Origin of the sequence: Rhodococcus sp. USK13 (assembly GCF_018343855.1) — a bacterium.
In the GTDB taxonomy this organism is placed as follows: domain Bacteria; phylum Actinomycetota; class Actinomycetes; order Mycobacteriales; family Mycobacteriaceae; genus Rhodococcus_F; species Rhodococcus_F oxybenzonivorans.
This window is the reverse complement of record NZ_CP069242.1, coordinates 838,056-853,119: the sequence shown is the minus strand read 5'-3', so window position 1 is coordinate 853,119 and position 15,064 is coordinate 838,056. Positions and strand designations below refer to the sequence as shown.

The 15,064-nt window shown below is 66.5% G+C and carries 16 protein-coding genes; 10 read left to right on the top strand and 6 right to left on the bottom strand.

Translation table 11 applies throughout. The features are described 5' to 3' along the window. Positions 1-138 precede the first annotated feature (138 nt). The 3 genes from JQT59_RS06750 to JQT59_RS06740 are packed head-to-tail and all read left to right on the top strand — an operon-like array spanning position 139 to position 4,681. A complete protein-coding gene (locus JQT59_RS06750; RefSeq protein WP_213575476.1) occupies positions 139-1,470 on the top strand; it encodes a GlnX family signal transduction membrane protein in 1,332 nt (443 codons plus the stop codon). Then, positions 1,470-2,492 carry a glutamate ABC transporter substrate-binding protein gene (locus JQT59_RS06745; protein ID WP_213575475.1) on the top strand — a complete coding sequence of 341 codons (1,023 nt, stop codon included), beginning with the start codon at positions 1,470-1,472 and terminating at the stop codon, positions 2,490-2,492. The genes JQT59_RS06750 and JQT59_RS06745 overlap by 1 nt, the downstream gene beginning before the upstream one ends. A gap of 11 nt (positions 2,493-2,503) precedes the next feature. Next, positions 2,504-4,681, top strand: a complete 2,178-nt coding sequence (locus JQT59_RS06740; protein ID WP_213575474.1) for a serine/threonine-protein kinase — start codon at positions 2,504-2,506, stop codon at positions 4,679-4,681. A 10-nt stretch (positions 4,682-4,691) separates the two neighbouring features. Here the strand turns inward: JQT59_RS06740 and JQT59_RS06735 are convergent, their stop codons facing one another. Further along, on the bottom strand, positions 4,692-4,907 hold the full coding sequence (locus JQT59_RS06735; RefSeq protein WP_213575473.1) for a hypothetical protein: 216 nt from the start codon (positions 4,905-4,907) through the stop codon (positions 4,692-4,694). A gap of 199 nt (positions 4,908-5,106) precedes the next feature. On the opposite strand from JQT59_RS06735, the gene JQT59_RS06730 reads away from it, so the two are divergent. Next, on the top strand, positions 5,107-5,907 hold the full coding sequence (locus tag JQT59_RS06730; RefSeq protein WP_502939840.1) for a thiazole synthase: 801 nt from the start codon (positions 5,107-5,109) through the stop codon (positions 5,905-5,907). On the opposite strand, the gene JQT59_RS06725 is transcribed toward JQT59_RS06730, so the two are convergent. After that, a complete protein-coding gene (locus JQT59_RS06725) occupies positions 5,858-6,862 on the bottom strand; it encodes a PHP domain-containing protein (RefSeq protein ID WP_213577463.1) in 1,005 nt (334 codons plus the stop codon). The two genes, JQT59_RS06730 and JQT59_RS06725, sit on opposite strands and share 50 nt — an antisense overlap. Positions 6,863-6,906: 44 nt before the next feature. Beyond that, positions 6,907-7,782, bottom strand: coding sequence for a LysR family transcriptional regulator ArgP (locus JQT59_RS06720; RefSeq protein ID WP_213575471.1), 876 nt, complete (start codon positions 7,780-7,782; stop codon positions 6,907-6,909). A 72-nt stretch (positions 7,783-7,854) separates the two neighbouring features. On the opposite strand from JQT59_RS06720, the gene JQT59_RS06715 reads away from it, so the two are divergent. From JQT59_RS06715 to JQT59_RS06700, 4 genes are all read left to right on the top strand, one after another. Continuing rightward, positions 7,855-8,475: a LysE/ArgO family amino acid transporter gene (locus tag JQT59_RS06715; RefSeq protein WP_213575470.1), complete on the top strand. Its 621-nt coding sequence runs from the start codon at positions 7,855-7,857 to the stop codon at positions 8,473-8,475. Positions 8,476-8,576: 101 nt separating this feature from the next. Then, a complete protein-coding gene (locus JQT59_RS06710) occupies positions 8,577-8,990 on the top strand; it encodes a TIGR03668 family PPOX class F420-dependent oxidoreductase (RefSeq protein WP_213575469.1) in 414 nt (137 codons plus the stop codon). 44 nt (positions 8,991-9,034) lie between these two features. Then, positions 9,035-9,703 carry an SDR family oxidoreductase gene (locus tag JQT59_RS06705; protein ID WP_213575468.1) on the top strand — a complete coding sequence of 223 codons (669 nt, stop codon included), beginning with the start codon at positions 9,035-9,037 and terminating at the stop codon, positions 9,701-9,703. 172 nt (positions 9,704-9,875) lie between these two features. Then, complete coding sequence (locus JQT59_RS06700) at positions 9,876-10,217, top strand: hypothetical protein (RefSeq protein WP_213575467.1); 342 nt, start codon at positions 9,876-9,878, stop codon at positions 10,215-10,217. Between the two features lie 3 nt (positions 10,218-10,220). On the opposite strand, the gene JQT59_RS06695 is transcribed toward JQT59_RS06700, so the two are convergent. Continuing rightward, positions 10,221-10,871 carry a maleylpyruvate isomerase N-terminal domain-containing protein gene (locus JQT59_RS06695; protein ID WP_213575466.1) on the bottom strand — a complete coding sequence of 217 codons (651 nt, stop codon included), beginning with the start codon at positions 10,869-10,871 and terminating at the stop codon, positions 10,221-10,223. A 169-nt stretch (positions 10,872-11,040) separates the two neighbouring features. Here JQT59_RS06695 and JQT59_RS06690 point away from each other — a divergent pair, with 169 nt between their 5' ends. Beyond that, a complete protein-coding gene (locus JQT59_RS06690; RefSeq protein ID WP_213575465.1) occupies positions 11,041-11,598 on the top strand; it encodes a CsbD family protein in 558 nt (185 codons plus the stop codon). Positions 11,599-11,626: 28 nt separating this feature from the next. Beyond that, a complete protein-coding gene (locus JQT59_RS06685) occupies positions 11,627-12,304 on the top strand; it encodes an IF2 family translation initiation factor (protein ID WP_213575464.1) in 678 nt (225 codons plus the stop codon). A gap of 11 nt (positions 12,305-12,315) precedes the next feature. Here the strand turns inward: JQT59_RS06685 and JQT59_RS06680 are convergent, their stop codons facing one another. Both JQT59_RS06680 and kstD read right to left on the bottom strand, forming a co-directional pair. After that, positions 12,316-13,296 (bottom strand): alpha/beta fold hydrolase, encoded by a 981-nt coding sequence (locus JQT59_RS06680; RefSeq protein ID WP_213575463.1) that lies wholly within the window; start codon positions 13,294-13,296, stop codon positions 12,316-12,318. Continuing rightward, positions 13,296-15,035 (bottom strand): 3-oxosteroid 1-dehydrogenase, encoded by a 1,740-nt coding sequence (gene kstD / locus JQT59_RS06675; protein WP_213575462.1) that lies wholly within the window; start codon positions 15,033-15,035, stop codon positions 13,296-13,298. Before kstD ends, JQT59_RS06680 begins: the two co-directional genes overlap by 1 nt. Positions 15,036-15,064 lie beyond the last annotated feature (29 nt).

Below are 15,064 nucleotides of genomic sequence, written 5' to 3'. Positions count from 1 at the left end.
ACCCGCATCGAACTCGAGGACAGGGACCGAACCGGGTCCCTGTCCTCGTTTCTGTGTCCGGCCCCCGACATCGACTTTTCGGCACGATACGGCGAAAATCGGGCACACTGGCAGTACACCTCGGCGGAGGAGGACACCGTGTTCCACCGCGGAGACAACGCCGTCACCGAAGAGCACTCGCTGGACGAGTCACTGCTCGTCGAGCCCGAATCCCGACGGCAGCCCTGGCGCGAATTTCTTGCCTCGACACCGGGCCGGCTCTCCGTGCTGGGCATCGCACTGGTGACTGCAGCACTCGCGACGGGGGCCATCGCTTCGGCCGCGATCGGTGCCCGTCAACAGCGGATCGACGTGCTACGGACGCATACCGAACCGCTCGCGTACGCCGCGGAAGCTCTGTACAGCTCTCTGTCGATCGCCGACGCCGCAGCCACGACCTCCTTCATCTCCGGTGGAATCGAACCCCGCGAGGTACGCAACCGGTACAACCAGGCGATCGGCGATGCATCGAACGCCCTGGTGACTGCGTCTAACGGAGTGTCTTCGACGGACGCCGGGGCGCTGCGCCTGCTGTCGGAGGTGTCGAGGCACATGTCCGTGTACACCACGCTCGTCGCGACCGCCCGCGCCAACAACCGGTCGGGCAATCCGGTGGGCGTCGCCTATCTTGGTGACGCGTCCGCGCTGATGCAGGACACCATCCTGCCTGCAGCCGAGCGTCTGTACATCGAACAGTCGCGGTCCGTCGCCGACACGCAGGCCCACGGTGCCCGGCTGCCGCGGGCCGCATTCGTCGTCACCGCGGGACTGCTGATCGCACTTGTCCTCGCCCAGGTCTACCTGGCGCGCAAGAGTAAGCGTCGCGTCAACCCCGGTCTCGTCGTTGCCTCACTTCTCACCGCAACCCTCCTGGTGTGGCTGGCCGCGGCCGCACTGGTCTCCACATCGGCGATCGACCGGGCGAGAAGCGAAGGGGCACAACCACTCGCCACCATCACACAATCGCGCATTCTCGCCCAGCAGGCACGGGCGGACGAGACACTGGCATTGTTGCAGCGCGGCTCCGACGAGCAGTCCGAGATCGATTACGCGGCGCACTCCTCCGCAGTGGCCGACATCCTCGGACGGTTACAGAGCGACGGGCGACCCGAGGTTGCCGACGCGCTTGCCGCGCTGGACGGGTGGCGGACCGCCCACGACATGCTGCAGCAAAGGCTCGCGGCCGGCGACTACTCGGGTGCGAGCGCCCTCGCCATCGGTTCGGGCGAGCTCGCGTCGACCGCTCGGTTCGCCGCCCTGGACGAATCTCTCCGGACCGGCATCGAGCGATTTCGCGCCGAGGAACTGGACGGAATGGCCGCAGCGTATCGGTCGTTGTCGCTGCTTGCGGTGGGTAGCATAGTGATCGGCGTCCTCTGCGGGTTCGCCGTCGGTGGGGGGATCTGGCCCAGACTGAACGAGTACCACTGATGATTCCGGTGGATCGACCGAGACGGACGAGACGGCGCGCCTTCCGCCCGCACCTCCTGGTGTGCGCGTGCGCCACCGTCCTCTTCGCCGGGTGCGCCACCCCGCAACCGCTCTCGCCGATCCCCGGCGGCGACTACGCCGAGTTTCCGTTGTCCGACGGGGCGCAGATTCTGCCTCCGTCGGGCATCGCGCCGGCGGAACCGCCCACACCGGACACGTGTGGTGCGCTCGCCAGCCTGCGGCCCGGCCCGGCTGTCCCACCAGGAACTCGACCCGCTGATTCTGCGGTGGCCGACATTCTGGCCCGTGGACGCCTGGTCGTGGGACTCGACCAGAACACCAACCTCTTCAGCTTCCGCGACCCCACCACCGGCACCCTGATGGGATTCGACGTCGACGTCGCGAAGGAGGTTGCCCGCGATCTGTTCGGCGATCCGTCCAAGGTCGAGTACCGGCTGCTCACCTTCGGTAGCCGCTTCGACGCGCTGGAGAACGACGAGGTGGATCTCGTCGTCAAGGGCACCACGATCACGTGTGAACGTGCCGAGCGCGTCGCCTTCTCGACGGTCTACTTCCAGGCCTACCAGCGACTGCTGGTGCCGAAGGGTTCCGGCATCGAGGGACCGGCGGACCTTGCGGGCAAGCGAGTGTGCACCGCCACCGAGACCACGTCGCTCGCCACCGTTCAGCGAGTGCAACCCGAGGCGACGATTGTCGCGGTTCCCGACTGGGACGACTGCCTGGTGGTCCTTCAGCAACGGCACGCCGACGCCGCCAGCACCGACGACTCGATTCTCGCCGGGCTGGCCGCCCAGGATCCGAATCTCGAGATCGTCGGCCCCCCATTGGAATCGGAGCCGTACGGCATCGGCGTCAACAAGAGCCATGAGGATCTGGTGCGCTTCGTGAACGGCACCCTCGATCGGATGCGGGCCGACGGGACGTGGATGGCGCTCTACGACAGGTGGCTGACCGTACTCGGCCCCGTTCCGGGCCCGCCCGCCCCGACCTATCGGGATTGAGGTGTCGGGCCGTGAGCGACGAAACTCAGCGAACACCCCCGGTTGAGCCGCAATCCACACGCGGTGTGCGGTTCGACCCGTTCGCCGACGATACCGACTCGGCGACGACGACTGTGGACCGACCTGGAACACAGGAACTTTCGATGCTCCTCACCAACCCCGTGGTGGCGGAGAACAAACGGTTCTGCGACCGGTGCCGTCGCCCGGTCGGGCGTTCGACGAGCGGGAAACCCGGGCCCACGGAGGGCGTCTGCGAGCACTGCGGCACCGTGTTCACCTTCTCGCCGCAACTGGAGACAGGCGAGCTTGTCGCCGGGCAGTACGAGGTGCTGGGCTGCCTGGCGCACGGCGGGGTGGGCTGGATCTACCTCGCGCTGGACCACAACGTGAACGATCGCTGGGTGGTGCTCAAGGGACTGCTGCACTCGGGCGATCCTGAGGCGCAGGAGGTGGCTCTGGCCGAGCGGCGGTTCCTCGCAGAAGTCACGCATCCCAGCATCGTCAAGATCTTCAATTTCGTCGAACACCCGGGGCTGGACGGCAATCCCATCGGATACATCGTCATGGAGTACATCCGGGGGAAGACGCTCCGGGACGTACTGGCGGAGGTCGGGGCGGACACACGCGACGGTGCGCCGCGGCCGATGCTTCCGGTGGAACGGGCGATCGGCTACATCCTCCAGGTGACGCCCGCAATGGCGTATCTGCACTCCATGGGACTGGTGTACAACGACCTCAAACCCGAGAACATCATGATCGGCGACCACGATCAGCTCAAGCTGATCGATCTTGGCGCGGTCGCGCGCATCGGCGACCACGGCTACATCTACGGCACCCCGGGTTATCAGGCGCCGGAGATCGCCACTACCGGTCCGACGGTGGCTTCGGACATCTACACCGTCGGCCGCACGCTCGCCGCGCTCACCATCGATCTGCCGTCGGAGTCGGGACGCTACGTCGACGGTCTCCCCGCCCCGGAGCAGGCCCCGCTACTGGCCGAGCACGAGTTCTACCATCGGCTGTTGCTCAGAGCAACAGATGCCGATCCGGACCGTCGGTTCGTGTCCGCCGAGGAGATGTCGACACAGTTGGACGGCGTGCTCCGGGAGATCGTCGCGCAAAAGACCGGGCGTCCGAATCCCGGTCTCTCCCGACTGTTCAGCCCGCAGCGCACCACCTTCGGCACGGACCTCGCCATCAGCCGCACCGATGTGTATGTGGACGGGCATCGCCGCAACGAACGCGTCAGTGCGATAGGTGTTGCTCGGGCGCTTCCTATCCCACTCGTCAACCCCGATGATCCGGCGGCACCGTACCTCACGGTGGTGCACAGCAGGCCGAAGGAACTCCTGGATTCGTTGAGCCGGGCGCGGGAAGCGGTGGGGGGCGGTGCGGGGCCCAGCATCGAGATCCCGCTCGCCGAAGCCCGCGCGCACCTCGACCTCGGACATCCCCGGGAGGCAGGGCAGATCCTGTCTTCTCTGCCGCTCGAGCGCGGAGACGCGTGGCGCATCGACTGGTACAGCGGGATATGTGCGCTTCTCGAGGGCGACTTTGAGGCGGCGCCAGCCCGTTTCGACGCCGTGTTGACTGCGCTGCCCGGCGAGGATGCTCCGAAGCTCGCGCTGGCGGCGACGGCGGAGATGCGCTGTGAGTACCGGGAAGGGGAGGACTGCGAGGTGTGGCGGCGAGAGGCCGAGAAGTTCTACCGCACAGTGTGGCGGACGGATCACGGCGTCGTCAGCGCGGCGTTCGGCCTCGCCAGGCAACTCGATCACCGTGGTGACCGGGACGGCGCCGTCCGGGCACTCGACGAGGTGCCGCCCACCTCGCGACACTACGCAGAAGCGCGGTTGACGAGCGTGCTCGTGCTGGTCCACGACCGCCCCGTCGCGGACGTGTGCGAACGGGACCTACTAGAAGCCGCCCAACGGGTCGAGCTCCTCGCCCACGACGAACGACGTGCACTGCAGACCCGCGTTCTCGTGCTCGGTGTGGCGGTGGACTGGTTGCGGTCGGGTCGAATACCCGCGACTGCAACGCTTCTCGGTGTCCCGTTCACCGAACACGGCCTGCGGACGGGGGCCGAGTCGGCACTGCGGGCGCTCGCCCGCAAAGCGCCCGAGCGTCGGCATCGATACACCCTGGTGGATCTCGCCAATCTCATCCGCCCGACCACCTGGCTGTAGCGCAGCCGAATCACAGCACGCCGAACCCGATCTGCTCGCGTCCCCAACGGGCATTCCACGTCATCGCCTGCATCCGGTCGCGCAAATCGTCCCGGCTGCGCGCGGTTTCGTCGAGCTGGCCCATCAATTCGATGATGCGGCGACGGGCGGATTCCAGTTCCGCCGCGAGGCACTCCGCCTCCCTCGGTATGCGGGTGCGGTTCCTGTGCCCGGTGATCGTGGTCATCTCGGCTCCCATCGTGTGCTCTCGCACCTCATTCTGGGCCGGCTGGTACGGGTCCAGAAGATCCAGATAGTTGCGCGCCCGTGGGTCCAATCTGGACCTATGACCCAGCACACATGTGGCTCTCACCTCCGTGTTCTCTGGCTCGTAGGGTGCGGTACACGAAGAAGTTCCGGCCGAAGGAGGTGCAGGGGTGGCGGAGATCCGGGTCGACCCGCTCACGATCGCAGACCGCACATTTTCTTCGCGGCTGATCATGGGAACCGGTGGTGCAGCGAACCTTTCCGTTCTCGAGGAGTCACTCCTCGCATCGGGCACCGAACTGACCACTGTCGCGATGCGCCGCGTCGACTCGGCCGGGAAGACGGGGATGCTCGAACTGCTGAACCGACTCGGCATCGCACTGTTGCCCAACACCGCCGGTTGCCGAGGTGCCGCGGAGGCCGTGCTGACTGCTCGGCTCGCGCGCGAGGCGCTGGGCACCGAATGGGTGAAGCTCGAAGTCGTGGCGGACGAGCGGACCCTTCTTCCCGATGCCGTCGAACTCGTATCGGCAGCAGAGCAACTCGTCGACGACGGCTTCGTAGTGCTGCCCTACACCAATGACGACCCCGTGCTGGCGATGCGGCTCGAGGACGCCGGCTGCGCCGCCGTCATGCCACTCGGTTCACCGATCGGCACCGGACTCGGCATCTCCAACCCCCGCAACATCGAGATGATCGTCGCCCGCGCCGGTGTCCCGGTCATCCTCGACGCCGGGATTGGCACCGCTAGTGATGCGGCCCTGGCCATGGAACTGGGGTGCGACGCCGTGCTGCTCGCGTCCGCCGTCACCCGCTCGTTCGATCCGCCGCTCATGGCCGCGGCCATGGCGGACGCGGTTCGAGCCGGACGCCGCGCACGGAATGCCGGTCGAATTCCGAAGCGCTTCTGGGCGGAGGCATCCTCTCCCCTTACCGGGAACCTGCCCACTCCAGCAGGTCGTCGGCCGGCCACGTATTGATCACCTGTTCGGGTTCGACGCCACACCGCATCGCCCGCTCACACCCGTACCCTTGCCACGCAAGCTGTCCGGGCGCGTGCGCGTCGGTGTCGATCGAGAACAGACACCCGAGGTCCACGGCCAAGTCGATCAGCCTGCTCGGGGGGTCGCGGCGTTCGGGACGGCTGTTGATCTCGACGGCGGTGCTGTGGTCACGGCAGGCGGTGAACACCTTCTCGGCGTCGAATGTGGACTCCGGCCGAGTGCCGCGGCCTCCCATGACGAGGCGACCCGTGCAATGTCCCAGCACATCGACTCGCGGATTCTCCACGGCTTTCAGCATCCGCCGCGTCATCGCACCACTCTCGGCCCGAAGCTTCGAATGCACACTGGCGACCACGATGTCGAGTTCGTCGAGGAGGTCCGGATCCTGATCGAGGGAACCGTCTTCGAGAATGTCGACCTCGATGCCGGTGAGAATACGGAAGGGCGCCAGCTCCTCGTTGAGGCGGGCGATCACCTCGAGTTGGGCGCGCAGCCGATCGGCGGACAATCCGTTGGCCACGGTCAGTCTGGGGGAATGATCTGTGAGAGCGCAGTATTCGTGACCGAGCGAAGCCGCACTCCGCATCATCTCGTCGATCGGGCTGCCACCGTCGGACCAGTCCGAATGAGTGTGTAGATCACCCTTCAGCGCTTCGCGGAGTGCACCGCCACCGAGGGGCTCCGCCTTTTCCCGCAATTCCGTGAGGTAGGCAGGAACACCGTCGAGTGCCTCACGGATCACCGTCGCCGTCTTCGGTCCGATGCCCGGCAGGTCCTTCCAGCTGTCGGTCCGCTGACGGATGTCCCGCTGTTCCTCCGACAAACCCGCCACCACGTCCGCGGCGCGCCGATACGCCTTCACCCGGTGCGTCTCCGCCCTGGATCGCTCGAGCCAGAACGCTGTCTCGCGGAGAGCCTGCACCGGGTCCATCGGGCTGTCGGCGTCCATGCCACCAGTGTTGCGCCCACCCCACGTCACCGCAACGCTTCGCGCGCCCCCTCGCGGACGGCACTGGTGAGAGCCGTGAGAAGCGGCGATTCCAACTTCCACCGCTGCCAGTACAACGGCACATCGATCGGCCGCGCCGGATCGAGCTCGACCAGTCCGTGGTCGGTGCCTGTGTGCAGTTCGGGGAGCAGTCCCCAGCCGAGCCCGTAGTGGACCGCGTCCGAGAATGCAGAGGAGCCGGGAACGAAGTGCCGCGGTGGATGCATCCGTCGTCGAGTGAACCCCCGCAGAAATCTGGCCTGCAATTCATCCTTGCGGTCGAAGTCGAGCATGGGGGCGACTGCGAGGGCCTCGGCGGTCGGCCCGTCCGGGAACCAGTGGTCGGCGAACTCACGGCTGCACAGTGCGCGGTATCGCATCGATCCGAGTGTCTCCACCGTGCATCCCTGCACCGGCTCCGAAACGGACGTCACCGCCGCCATCACCGTTCCCTCCCGCAGCAGCGCCGTCGAGTGGTACTCGTCTTCGCGGTGCAGGTCGAACAGCACACGATGTTCCGGTGCCAACCGGGCTAGGGCCGGGATCATCCACGTCGACAGCGAATCCGCGTTCACGACGAGGGGCAGCGTGCTTGTCTGCGCAGTATCCGGATTGAGCGAGGCCATCGTCTCCTGCTCGAGGTGGGCCACTTGCCGTGCGAGGGTGAGCACCACGCGCCCCGAGTCCGTGGCCCGCGCCGGCTTCACCCGCTGCACCAGCACGCGTCCCACCTGTTGCTCGAGCGCCTTGATGCGCTGGCTCACGGCGGACGGTGTGATGTGCAGGGTTCGGGCCGCCGCCTCGAACGTCCCTTCGTCGATAACGGCGGCGAACGTACGCAGCGCGGCAAGGTCCAGCTCCATGTGAAGCGATGCTAATGGCAATGAAGGATAATTAGCTGGCCTGAAGTGTGGCGGCTTCGTAGCGTGGTGTCCATGGACATCACACCCAGTGTGCTCACGGCAGCAGCGGGCTTCGGCACCGGTCTGTCGCTGATCGTCGCGATCGGCGCCCAGAACGCCTTCGTACTGAGGCAGGGCATCGTCCGCCGACACGTCCTTCCCGTCGTCGCTCTCTGCGCGGTCTCCGACGTCATCCTGATCGGACTCGGGATCAGCGGAATTGCCACGATCCTCGCCCACGCGCCCGGCGCAATCACCGTCATCCGGTGGGCCGGAGCCGCGTTCCTGCTGGCCTACGCGGCGTTCGCGGCCCGTCGAGCCCTACGTCCCGGCACGCTCGACACTCCGCAGGAAGTCGGGTCCGCGACACTTGCGACCGCGATTCTCACCTGCCTCGCACTGACCTGGCTGAATCCGCACGTCTACCTCGACACGGTGCTGATGCTCGGATCGGTCGCCAACAATCAAGGAGATCCCGGGCGTTGGCTGTTCGGCCTCGGAGCGGCCGTCGCGAGCGTCAGCTGGTTCCTCGCCCTCGGCTACGGCGCCCGATTCCTGCACCGAGTATTCGCCCGTCCCGGCGCCTGGCGGGCACTCGACGCCGGTATCGCCGCCCTGATGCTCACGCTCGGCATCACATTGGTGGTTTCGTAGTCAATTCGAGGTTGACGTGCCTCGCCGGGTCGACCGATACTTGGCCGCGTGCCCTCGCGATCGAGTCAGCTGCTGTCGGACGCGAACGTCAGGGAGTCGTAATGGATCCCGTGCAGCGATTCTCCGCTGCCCGCGTCGCCCGGCTGGCTACCGCTGGACCCGACGGAGTACCGCATCTCGTACCGTTGGTCTTTGCCCTCGCCGAGGACACGATCTACTCGTGCGTCGACTTCAAACCCAAGCGCACCACGGCATTACGTCGACTGAAGAACATCGCCGCGAATCCCTCCGTCAGCATCCTCGTCGATCACTACGACGACGACTGGGACCAACTGTGGTGGGTGCGGGTCGACGGCGTGGCCGAGGTACTCGACGCGACCACGGCGGAGGGAACCGCCGCCATCGACGCTCTCGCTGCCAAATACCCGCAGTACGCCGCGCGCCGTCCGCAGGGACCGGTGATCACCGTCCGCTCCCTGCGCTGGCATCACTGGTCGGCCGTGAGTACTTCTTAACACCGGAGCGTTGAGAAGTGCTCACGGGCGCTAGCCTCGGGTCCGTGCCCACAGCCCTGATCACCGGAGCCAGCCGCGGCCTCGGAGCCGCCATCGCCCGCGAACTCGCACCGAGTCACGACCTCCTTCTCGGAGCCCGCACAGCAGCGTCGCTGACCGCCATCCTCGGCGAACTCCCCGCCGCGACTCCCTGGCCCGTCGAACTCACCGACTACGACGCCGTGGCCGAGGCCTGCGCGCCGATCGAGCACCTCGACGTGCTGGTACACAACGCCGGGGTCGCCGACCTGTCGACCGTCGCCGAGTCCAGCGTCGAGCAGTGGCGTCACACCCTCGAAGCGAACGTGATCGCCGTGGCCGAGCTGACGCGCCTCCTCCTACCTGCCCTACGCGCCGCCGGAGGATACGTCGTGCTCATCAATTCCGGTGCGGGAATCCGGGCAAATGCCGGGTGGGGATCCTATGCGGCGAGCAAATTCGCCCTCCGCGCCTTCGCGGACTCCCTGCGGCTCGAGGAGCCGGACCTGCGGGTCACCTCCCTTCACCCCGGACGGATCGACACGGACATGCAACGCGCCATCGTCGCAGGCGAGGGCAACGAATACCGTCCCGAGAAGTACCTCCGAGCCTCGACGGTCGCCGCTGCCGTACGTCAAGCCGTCGAGACGCCGGCCGACGCACATCCCACCGAAGTCGTCCTGCGCGTCCGGTGACAGCGAGACTTTCGCGGCGTCCCGGCAAAAAACCGGCGTGAGATACATCACTGTTTGGTCCTTCAGAAAACCCTTAAGCTGCTCACAATCAACCGCCCTACAGTTCTTCACGTCAGCACAGTTCGCCAGCACGAGTCGGGTCTTTCACGTCGGCTCAGGAGGTAACGCCACGATGAATACCGAACAGCGCAAGCCGAACGATTCCGTCATCGACGTGAGCGGCGATCTCTTCGCTTCGATGTTCTCCCTCGATCTCGGCGACGGCGACGTGGACTACGACGCCGTCGAGCGGATCCATGATGGCGAGTTCGGCGAGTGGACCCTCGCGGCCGCCCGCTCGGGGCTGTTCCCGCCCCACGCTGTGGAAGCCCTGCAGCAGTCGTGGCAGAAGACCCCCCGCTCCCTGCTCGACGCCCTGCTCACCGACGCCGACGAAATGACCCGTAAGCGCTGCAACATCATCTGGGCCGGCCTCGACGAGGCCAGCTCCTTCGACACCGCCGAATACGCCTGACGGTCAGAACGGCCAGGCGGGAACCGACGGCAGCCCGGTACGGGTGGGACGGCCGATCAACCACGCGAGCAGCTCGTGACGCGGCAGTTCCGGAATGGTGACGTCGGGATGGAGTGCCTTCAACTCGGGTAGCTCCGTCGCCAACGTGTTGTCGACGAAGGCCTCCGGCCAGTCACCGACCGCATGGTCCAGGCCGAGGTCGACGTGATGGATCTCGAGTTCACGCCACCGCAGTACCGGCACATCCCAGGCCGTCACCGGCTTACGCCAGTTCACCGGCGTCTCGTACCGGTCCGCGGTGATCTCCCGAAGCGAATCGATCACGCGGCGGCCGGCGAATCGGAAGTCGGCGGCGAGGAGCTCGACAGGCCGGCCCGCCCCCTCCTCTATCGCGGCTGCCCGGGCAGCAGGCCCGCCGGGATACATCTCCGGAGCGGGTTCCCCCGTAATCACGCCGACGGCGAACCGATTGAGAGCATCCGCGTTCCTCGCCAGATGCGTCACCACATGACCACGACTCCACCCCGGTAACCGGGAGGGTTCACGGGCCTGCTGGTCGGTCAAGGTCTCGAGCGTCGACTCGAGCGCCCGCTGCGACGCGGCCACCTCGTCGAGCAGTGCGGTATACGACTGATCGGTGTGCGTCGCGGTCATGGCCCCGATGCTAGGTGATCACACCGGCGAACCCACGGAATTGACGACTGCGGCAGAATCCGGCGATTCGCGATCGCCCATTCTGGTTACTCGTCGGTTCGGGACGGCAAAGCCTGGCCTTTTCAGCACACGACAGCCCGTTCAGCCCACGACAGTAGGAGAACCATCCATGAGTGATCGCGACACGTCCGGGGAAGCCCGCGAAGGTTTGCTGGACTCCGTCAAGGGCAAGGCGAAAGAGGTCGCCGGAGCGGTGACCGGGAACGACTCGCTGACCGCCGAGGGACAATTGCAGCAAGCCGAGGCGCAGCAGCGCAAAGAAGCCAACTCCGCCGAAGCCATCGCCCGGGCGGAGACCGAGCAGGCGGCCGAGGAACTCCAGGAAGTGCGTGCCGAAGGGGCCGCAGAACGCGCCGAGGTCCGGGACGAGGCGGATGTTGCACGGCAAGCCGCCGAAGAGCAGCGCCGAGCACAGCGCCGAGCGGCTGAAGAGGCGCAGCACCGTGAGGTGGTCACGGAGCAGGCCCGGGCCGGAGTCGACGCCCGGATCGAAACCAGTCGGGCCGAGGAGAATGCGCGCACCGAGGTCGCTGCCGCGGCGGAGAGCGCCGGAGAGGCCGTCGAGGAGCACCGCCAGTCGATACGCGAAGCGGACGCCGCGCGGGCCGAAGCCGAGCGTGCACGTCGTGAAGCCGAGGCCCTGCGCGACGACGCCGAACAGTCCTGATAACCACCCACGTATCGAGGGAGATTCGATGAATATCGTCAGTGTGCCGTTAGCGGTCCTGCGCCTGCAATACAAGATCGTGCGGTTCCCGTTGCAACTGATCGAGGACCAGTTCATGTCCCGGCTGGGCACCGAGGCCCCGGCGCGGGTGATGTACGAACGCACTCTCGGCGTCCTCGACGGCGCCGTCGGCAGTGTTCTGGGCGATCAGGAGGTCGAGCAGCGCGGCGCGGCGCTCACCAAACGCAGCGACGCGCTACTGCGGGCAGCGGAACTCGATGCCGAAGCGAGCCGCAAAGAGGCGGAGGCAGACGCCGAGTTGGAAGCCGAGCGACAGCGCGCCAACGAGCAGCAAGTTGAAGCGCAGGAGGCAAAGCAGCGCGAGGTCGAGCAGGCCCGTAAGCGTGAAGAAGAACGCAAGCGCACCGCCGCTCAGGAGGCCGAACAGCGCAAGCAAGCCGCGGCGAAGCAGGCCGACGAGCAGGCGGCTCAGCGTAAACAGGCCGCGGAGGCCGCCGCACGCAACGAGCGGGAGAAGATCAAGGCCTCCGAGGAGAAGGCCGCTTCCCCTGCCAAGGAGCAACTGCAGGAAGCCGCCGACAAGCAGAGCGAGGCAGCAGACAAGCGGGCGCGGGCCGACCGCGTGGAGGATTTGGCCGAGTCCGAGGCCGCCAACCGCAAGAACGAGAAGGCCGCCGGCAACTAGTTGTAATTCAACTAGTGGCCTGCGGACCCGGTGACGTCCAGGTCGGTCACGAAATCCAGCAGGAGCTTGTTCACCTCGGTGGGCCGCTCCTGCTGAACGAAATGCCCGGCGCCCTCCAGTAAGTGCACGCCCCGCAGGTCGGGAACGGCTTCCCGCATGCGGTCGAATGCCGCCGAACCGCTCATCGCGAGGACGGGATCACGGGCGCCGGTGATGAACAGCGTCGGGACCTCGATGGGGGCGCCATCGAGGTCCACGCTGCGTTCCCAGTTCGCGTCATACGCCCGATACCAGTCGAGGCCACCGGTGAACCCGGTAGCGCTGAATACCTCGACGTAATGGTCGAACTCGGCCTGCGACAACCACGACCACGGCAACGGCGGCGCGGGCGGCAACACGTCGAGGTAGCCGTTGCCCTCGGACGGGTGCTGCCAAATGTCGAGGTAGTGATAGTCGCCCGAGAGCGCGTAGAACAGCCTGTGCAGGAATCGGCGAGGGTCGGCGTCGAGCTCCCGATCCGCGACACCGGGTTCCTGAAAGTAGTGGATGTGCAGAAAGTGCTTGCGCGCCAACGCCGCATACAACTCGGACGGTCGGGCGGGAAAGCGGTCGGGCGCATAGGGCACCGCCAGGAGCACCAGCCCCGACACCCGCTCGGGGTGGCGGAGAGCGAGCGTCCACGCGACCGGGGCGCCGAAGTCGTGGCCGACGAATACCGCTCGATCCTCACCGAGCGTGTCGAGGAGGCCGACGAGTTGGTCGGCCACGCGATCGTTCGTGTAATCGCCGATGGTGACGGGGGTGTCCGTGCGACCGTACCCGGGCATGTCCGGCGCGAGGGCCCGGAAGCCGGACTCGGCGAGCGCGCGACTCTGATGGCGATAACTGAACCCGAGTCCCGGGAATCCGTGGCACATCACCACCGGCGGACCTGCGCCCAGATCGCTGATATTCCAACGGAATCCGTCGACCATGACCTCGCGTTCGGACATCACTCTCCGGACGTGCCGGCCATCGACCGCGCCCTATCCACGATGTCGAGTGCCGCGAGATAGCCGAAGACCAGCGCAGGCCCGATCGTGGCTCCCGGTCCCGCGTAGGTGTGTCCCATGACCGGCGCGCTGGTGTTTCCCGCCGCATAGAGTCCCTCGATGACGGTTCCGTCTTCGCGAAGTGCTCGCCCCGCCGTGTCGGTGTTGATGCCGCCCTTCGTACCCAGATCGCCCGGGACCATCTTGGCCGCGTAGAACGGGCCCCTGGTCAACTCGCCCAGGCTCGGGTTGGGTTTGTTGCTGATGTCGCCGTAGTAGTGGTCGTATTTGCTCTCACCACGGTGGAAGTCCTCATCCACACCCCGGCGGGCGAACCCGTTGAACCGTTCGACAGTAGCGGTGAAGCGGTCCGCGGGAACGCCGATCTTCTCGGCAAGGCCCTCGAGAGTGGACGCCTTGACGATCGCCCCGCTGTCGAGCCATTTCCTGGGAAGTGGGGCACGCGCCGTGACACTGGCGAAGAGGTACCGGTCCCGGTAGGTCTGGTCGAAGATCAACCAGGCGGGGATGTTCTCGCCCGGGCCGTCGCCCTGCCCGTACTCACCGCCATACATGCGGTGTACCGCCTCGACATACGGCAGCGACTCGTTCATGAAACGCTCGCCGCGGTCGTTGACCATGATGCTGCGCGGCAGCGACCGCTCGGCCAGGGCGAACCACGGTCCCTTGGGCAGCGGAATGCTCGGACCCCACCACGCGTCGCTCATGAAGCTCACCCCGGCACCGAGTTTCAGCGCCGCATTGATCCCGTCGCCCGTATTCGACGGTGCCCCGGTGGTCCAGTCGGAACCGATCGGCTCGCGCTGGTACTTCCGTCGCATCTCCGCATTGTTGTCGAATCCACCGCACGCCAGGACGACACCGTGCCCCGCGCGCAGCGTCGTAGTCTGCTCGTTCGACTTCACGACCACCCCGACCACGCGGCCGTTCTCGGTGACCAGATCGGTCAGCTCGGTGTTCAGCCGCAGGGGGATCCCCGCTTGGCGGACCCCGAGCAGGAGTTCCGCCATCAGGGCCGCACCCATGCCGATCAGGTGCTGTCGCCGCGCCTTCGCGACCATACTGCGCAGTCCGACCCGCACCATCCGAACCGGTCCGCGCCAGGTCCGGAATCCCGTACTCAGCCAGCGATAATCCGACTGCTTCACGACGACGTTCAGCGGGGTCTTGCTGTACGGCGGATGCAAGGTGTCGAGGTCGTCGCCGAGTGCGCGCGCATCGAACGGCACGGGCTCACACGAGCGCCCGGTGGCCAGCCCACCCGGTGCCTCCGGGTAGTAGTCGGAGTAGTTCTTCACCCATTCCAACTTCAGCGGACTGTGGTCGATCAGGAACTGGAGTGCTTCCGGCCCTCTGTCGATGTAGGTGTCGATCCGCTCGGGATCGACGACCGGTCCGACGATGCTGCGCACGTACGTGCGGGCAGCCTCGAGATCGTCGGGGGGAGCGTCACGTTGGAGCACCGTGTTTCCCGGAATCCATACTCCGCCACCGGATCGGGACGTGGAGCCGCCCCAATACGGCGACTTCTCGACGATCACTACTTTCAGTCCGCGCGCGGCCGCGGTGATCGCCGCACTCATTCCGGCAGCGCCCGATCCGACCACGACCACGTCGAAGCTCTGGTCCACCGATTCCTTCGCGGGGAGGATGGCGTGGTTGTCCCCTGATGTGGTCATACGGCTCCCTATCGGTACGTGAAGTACCA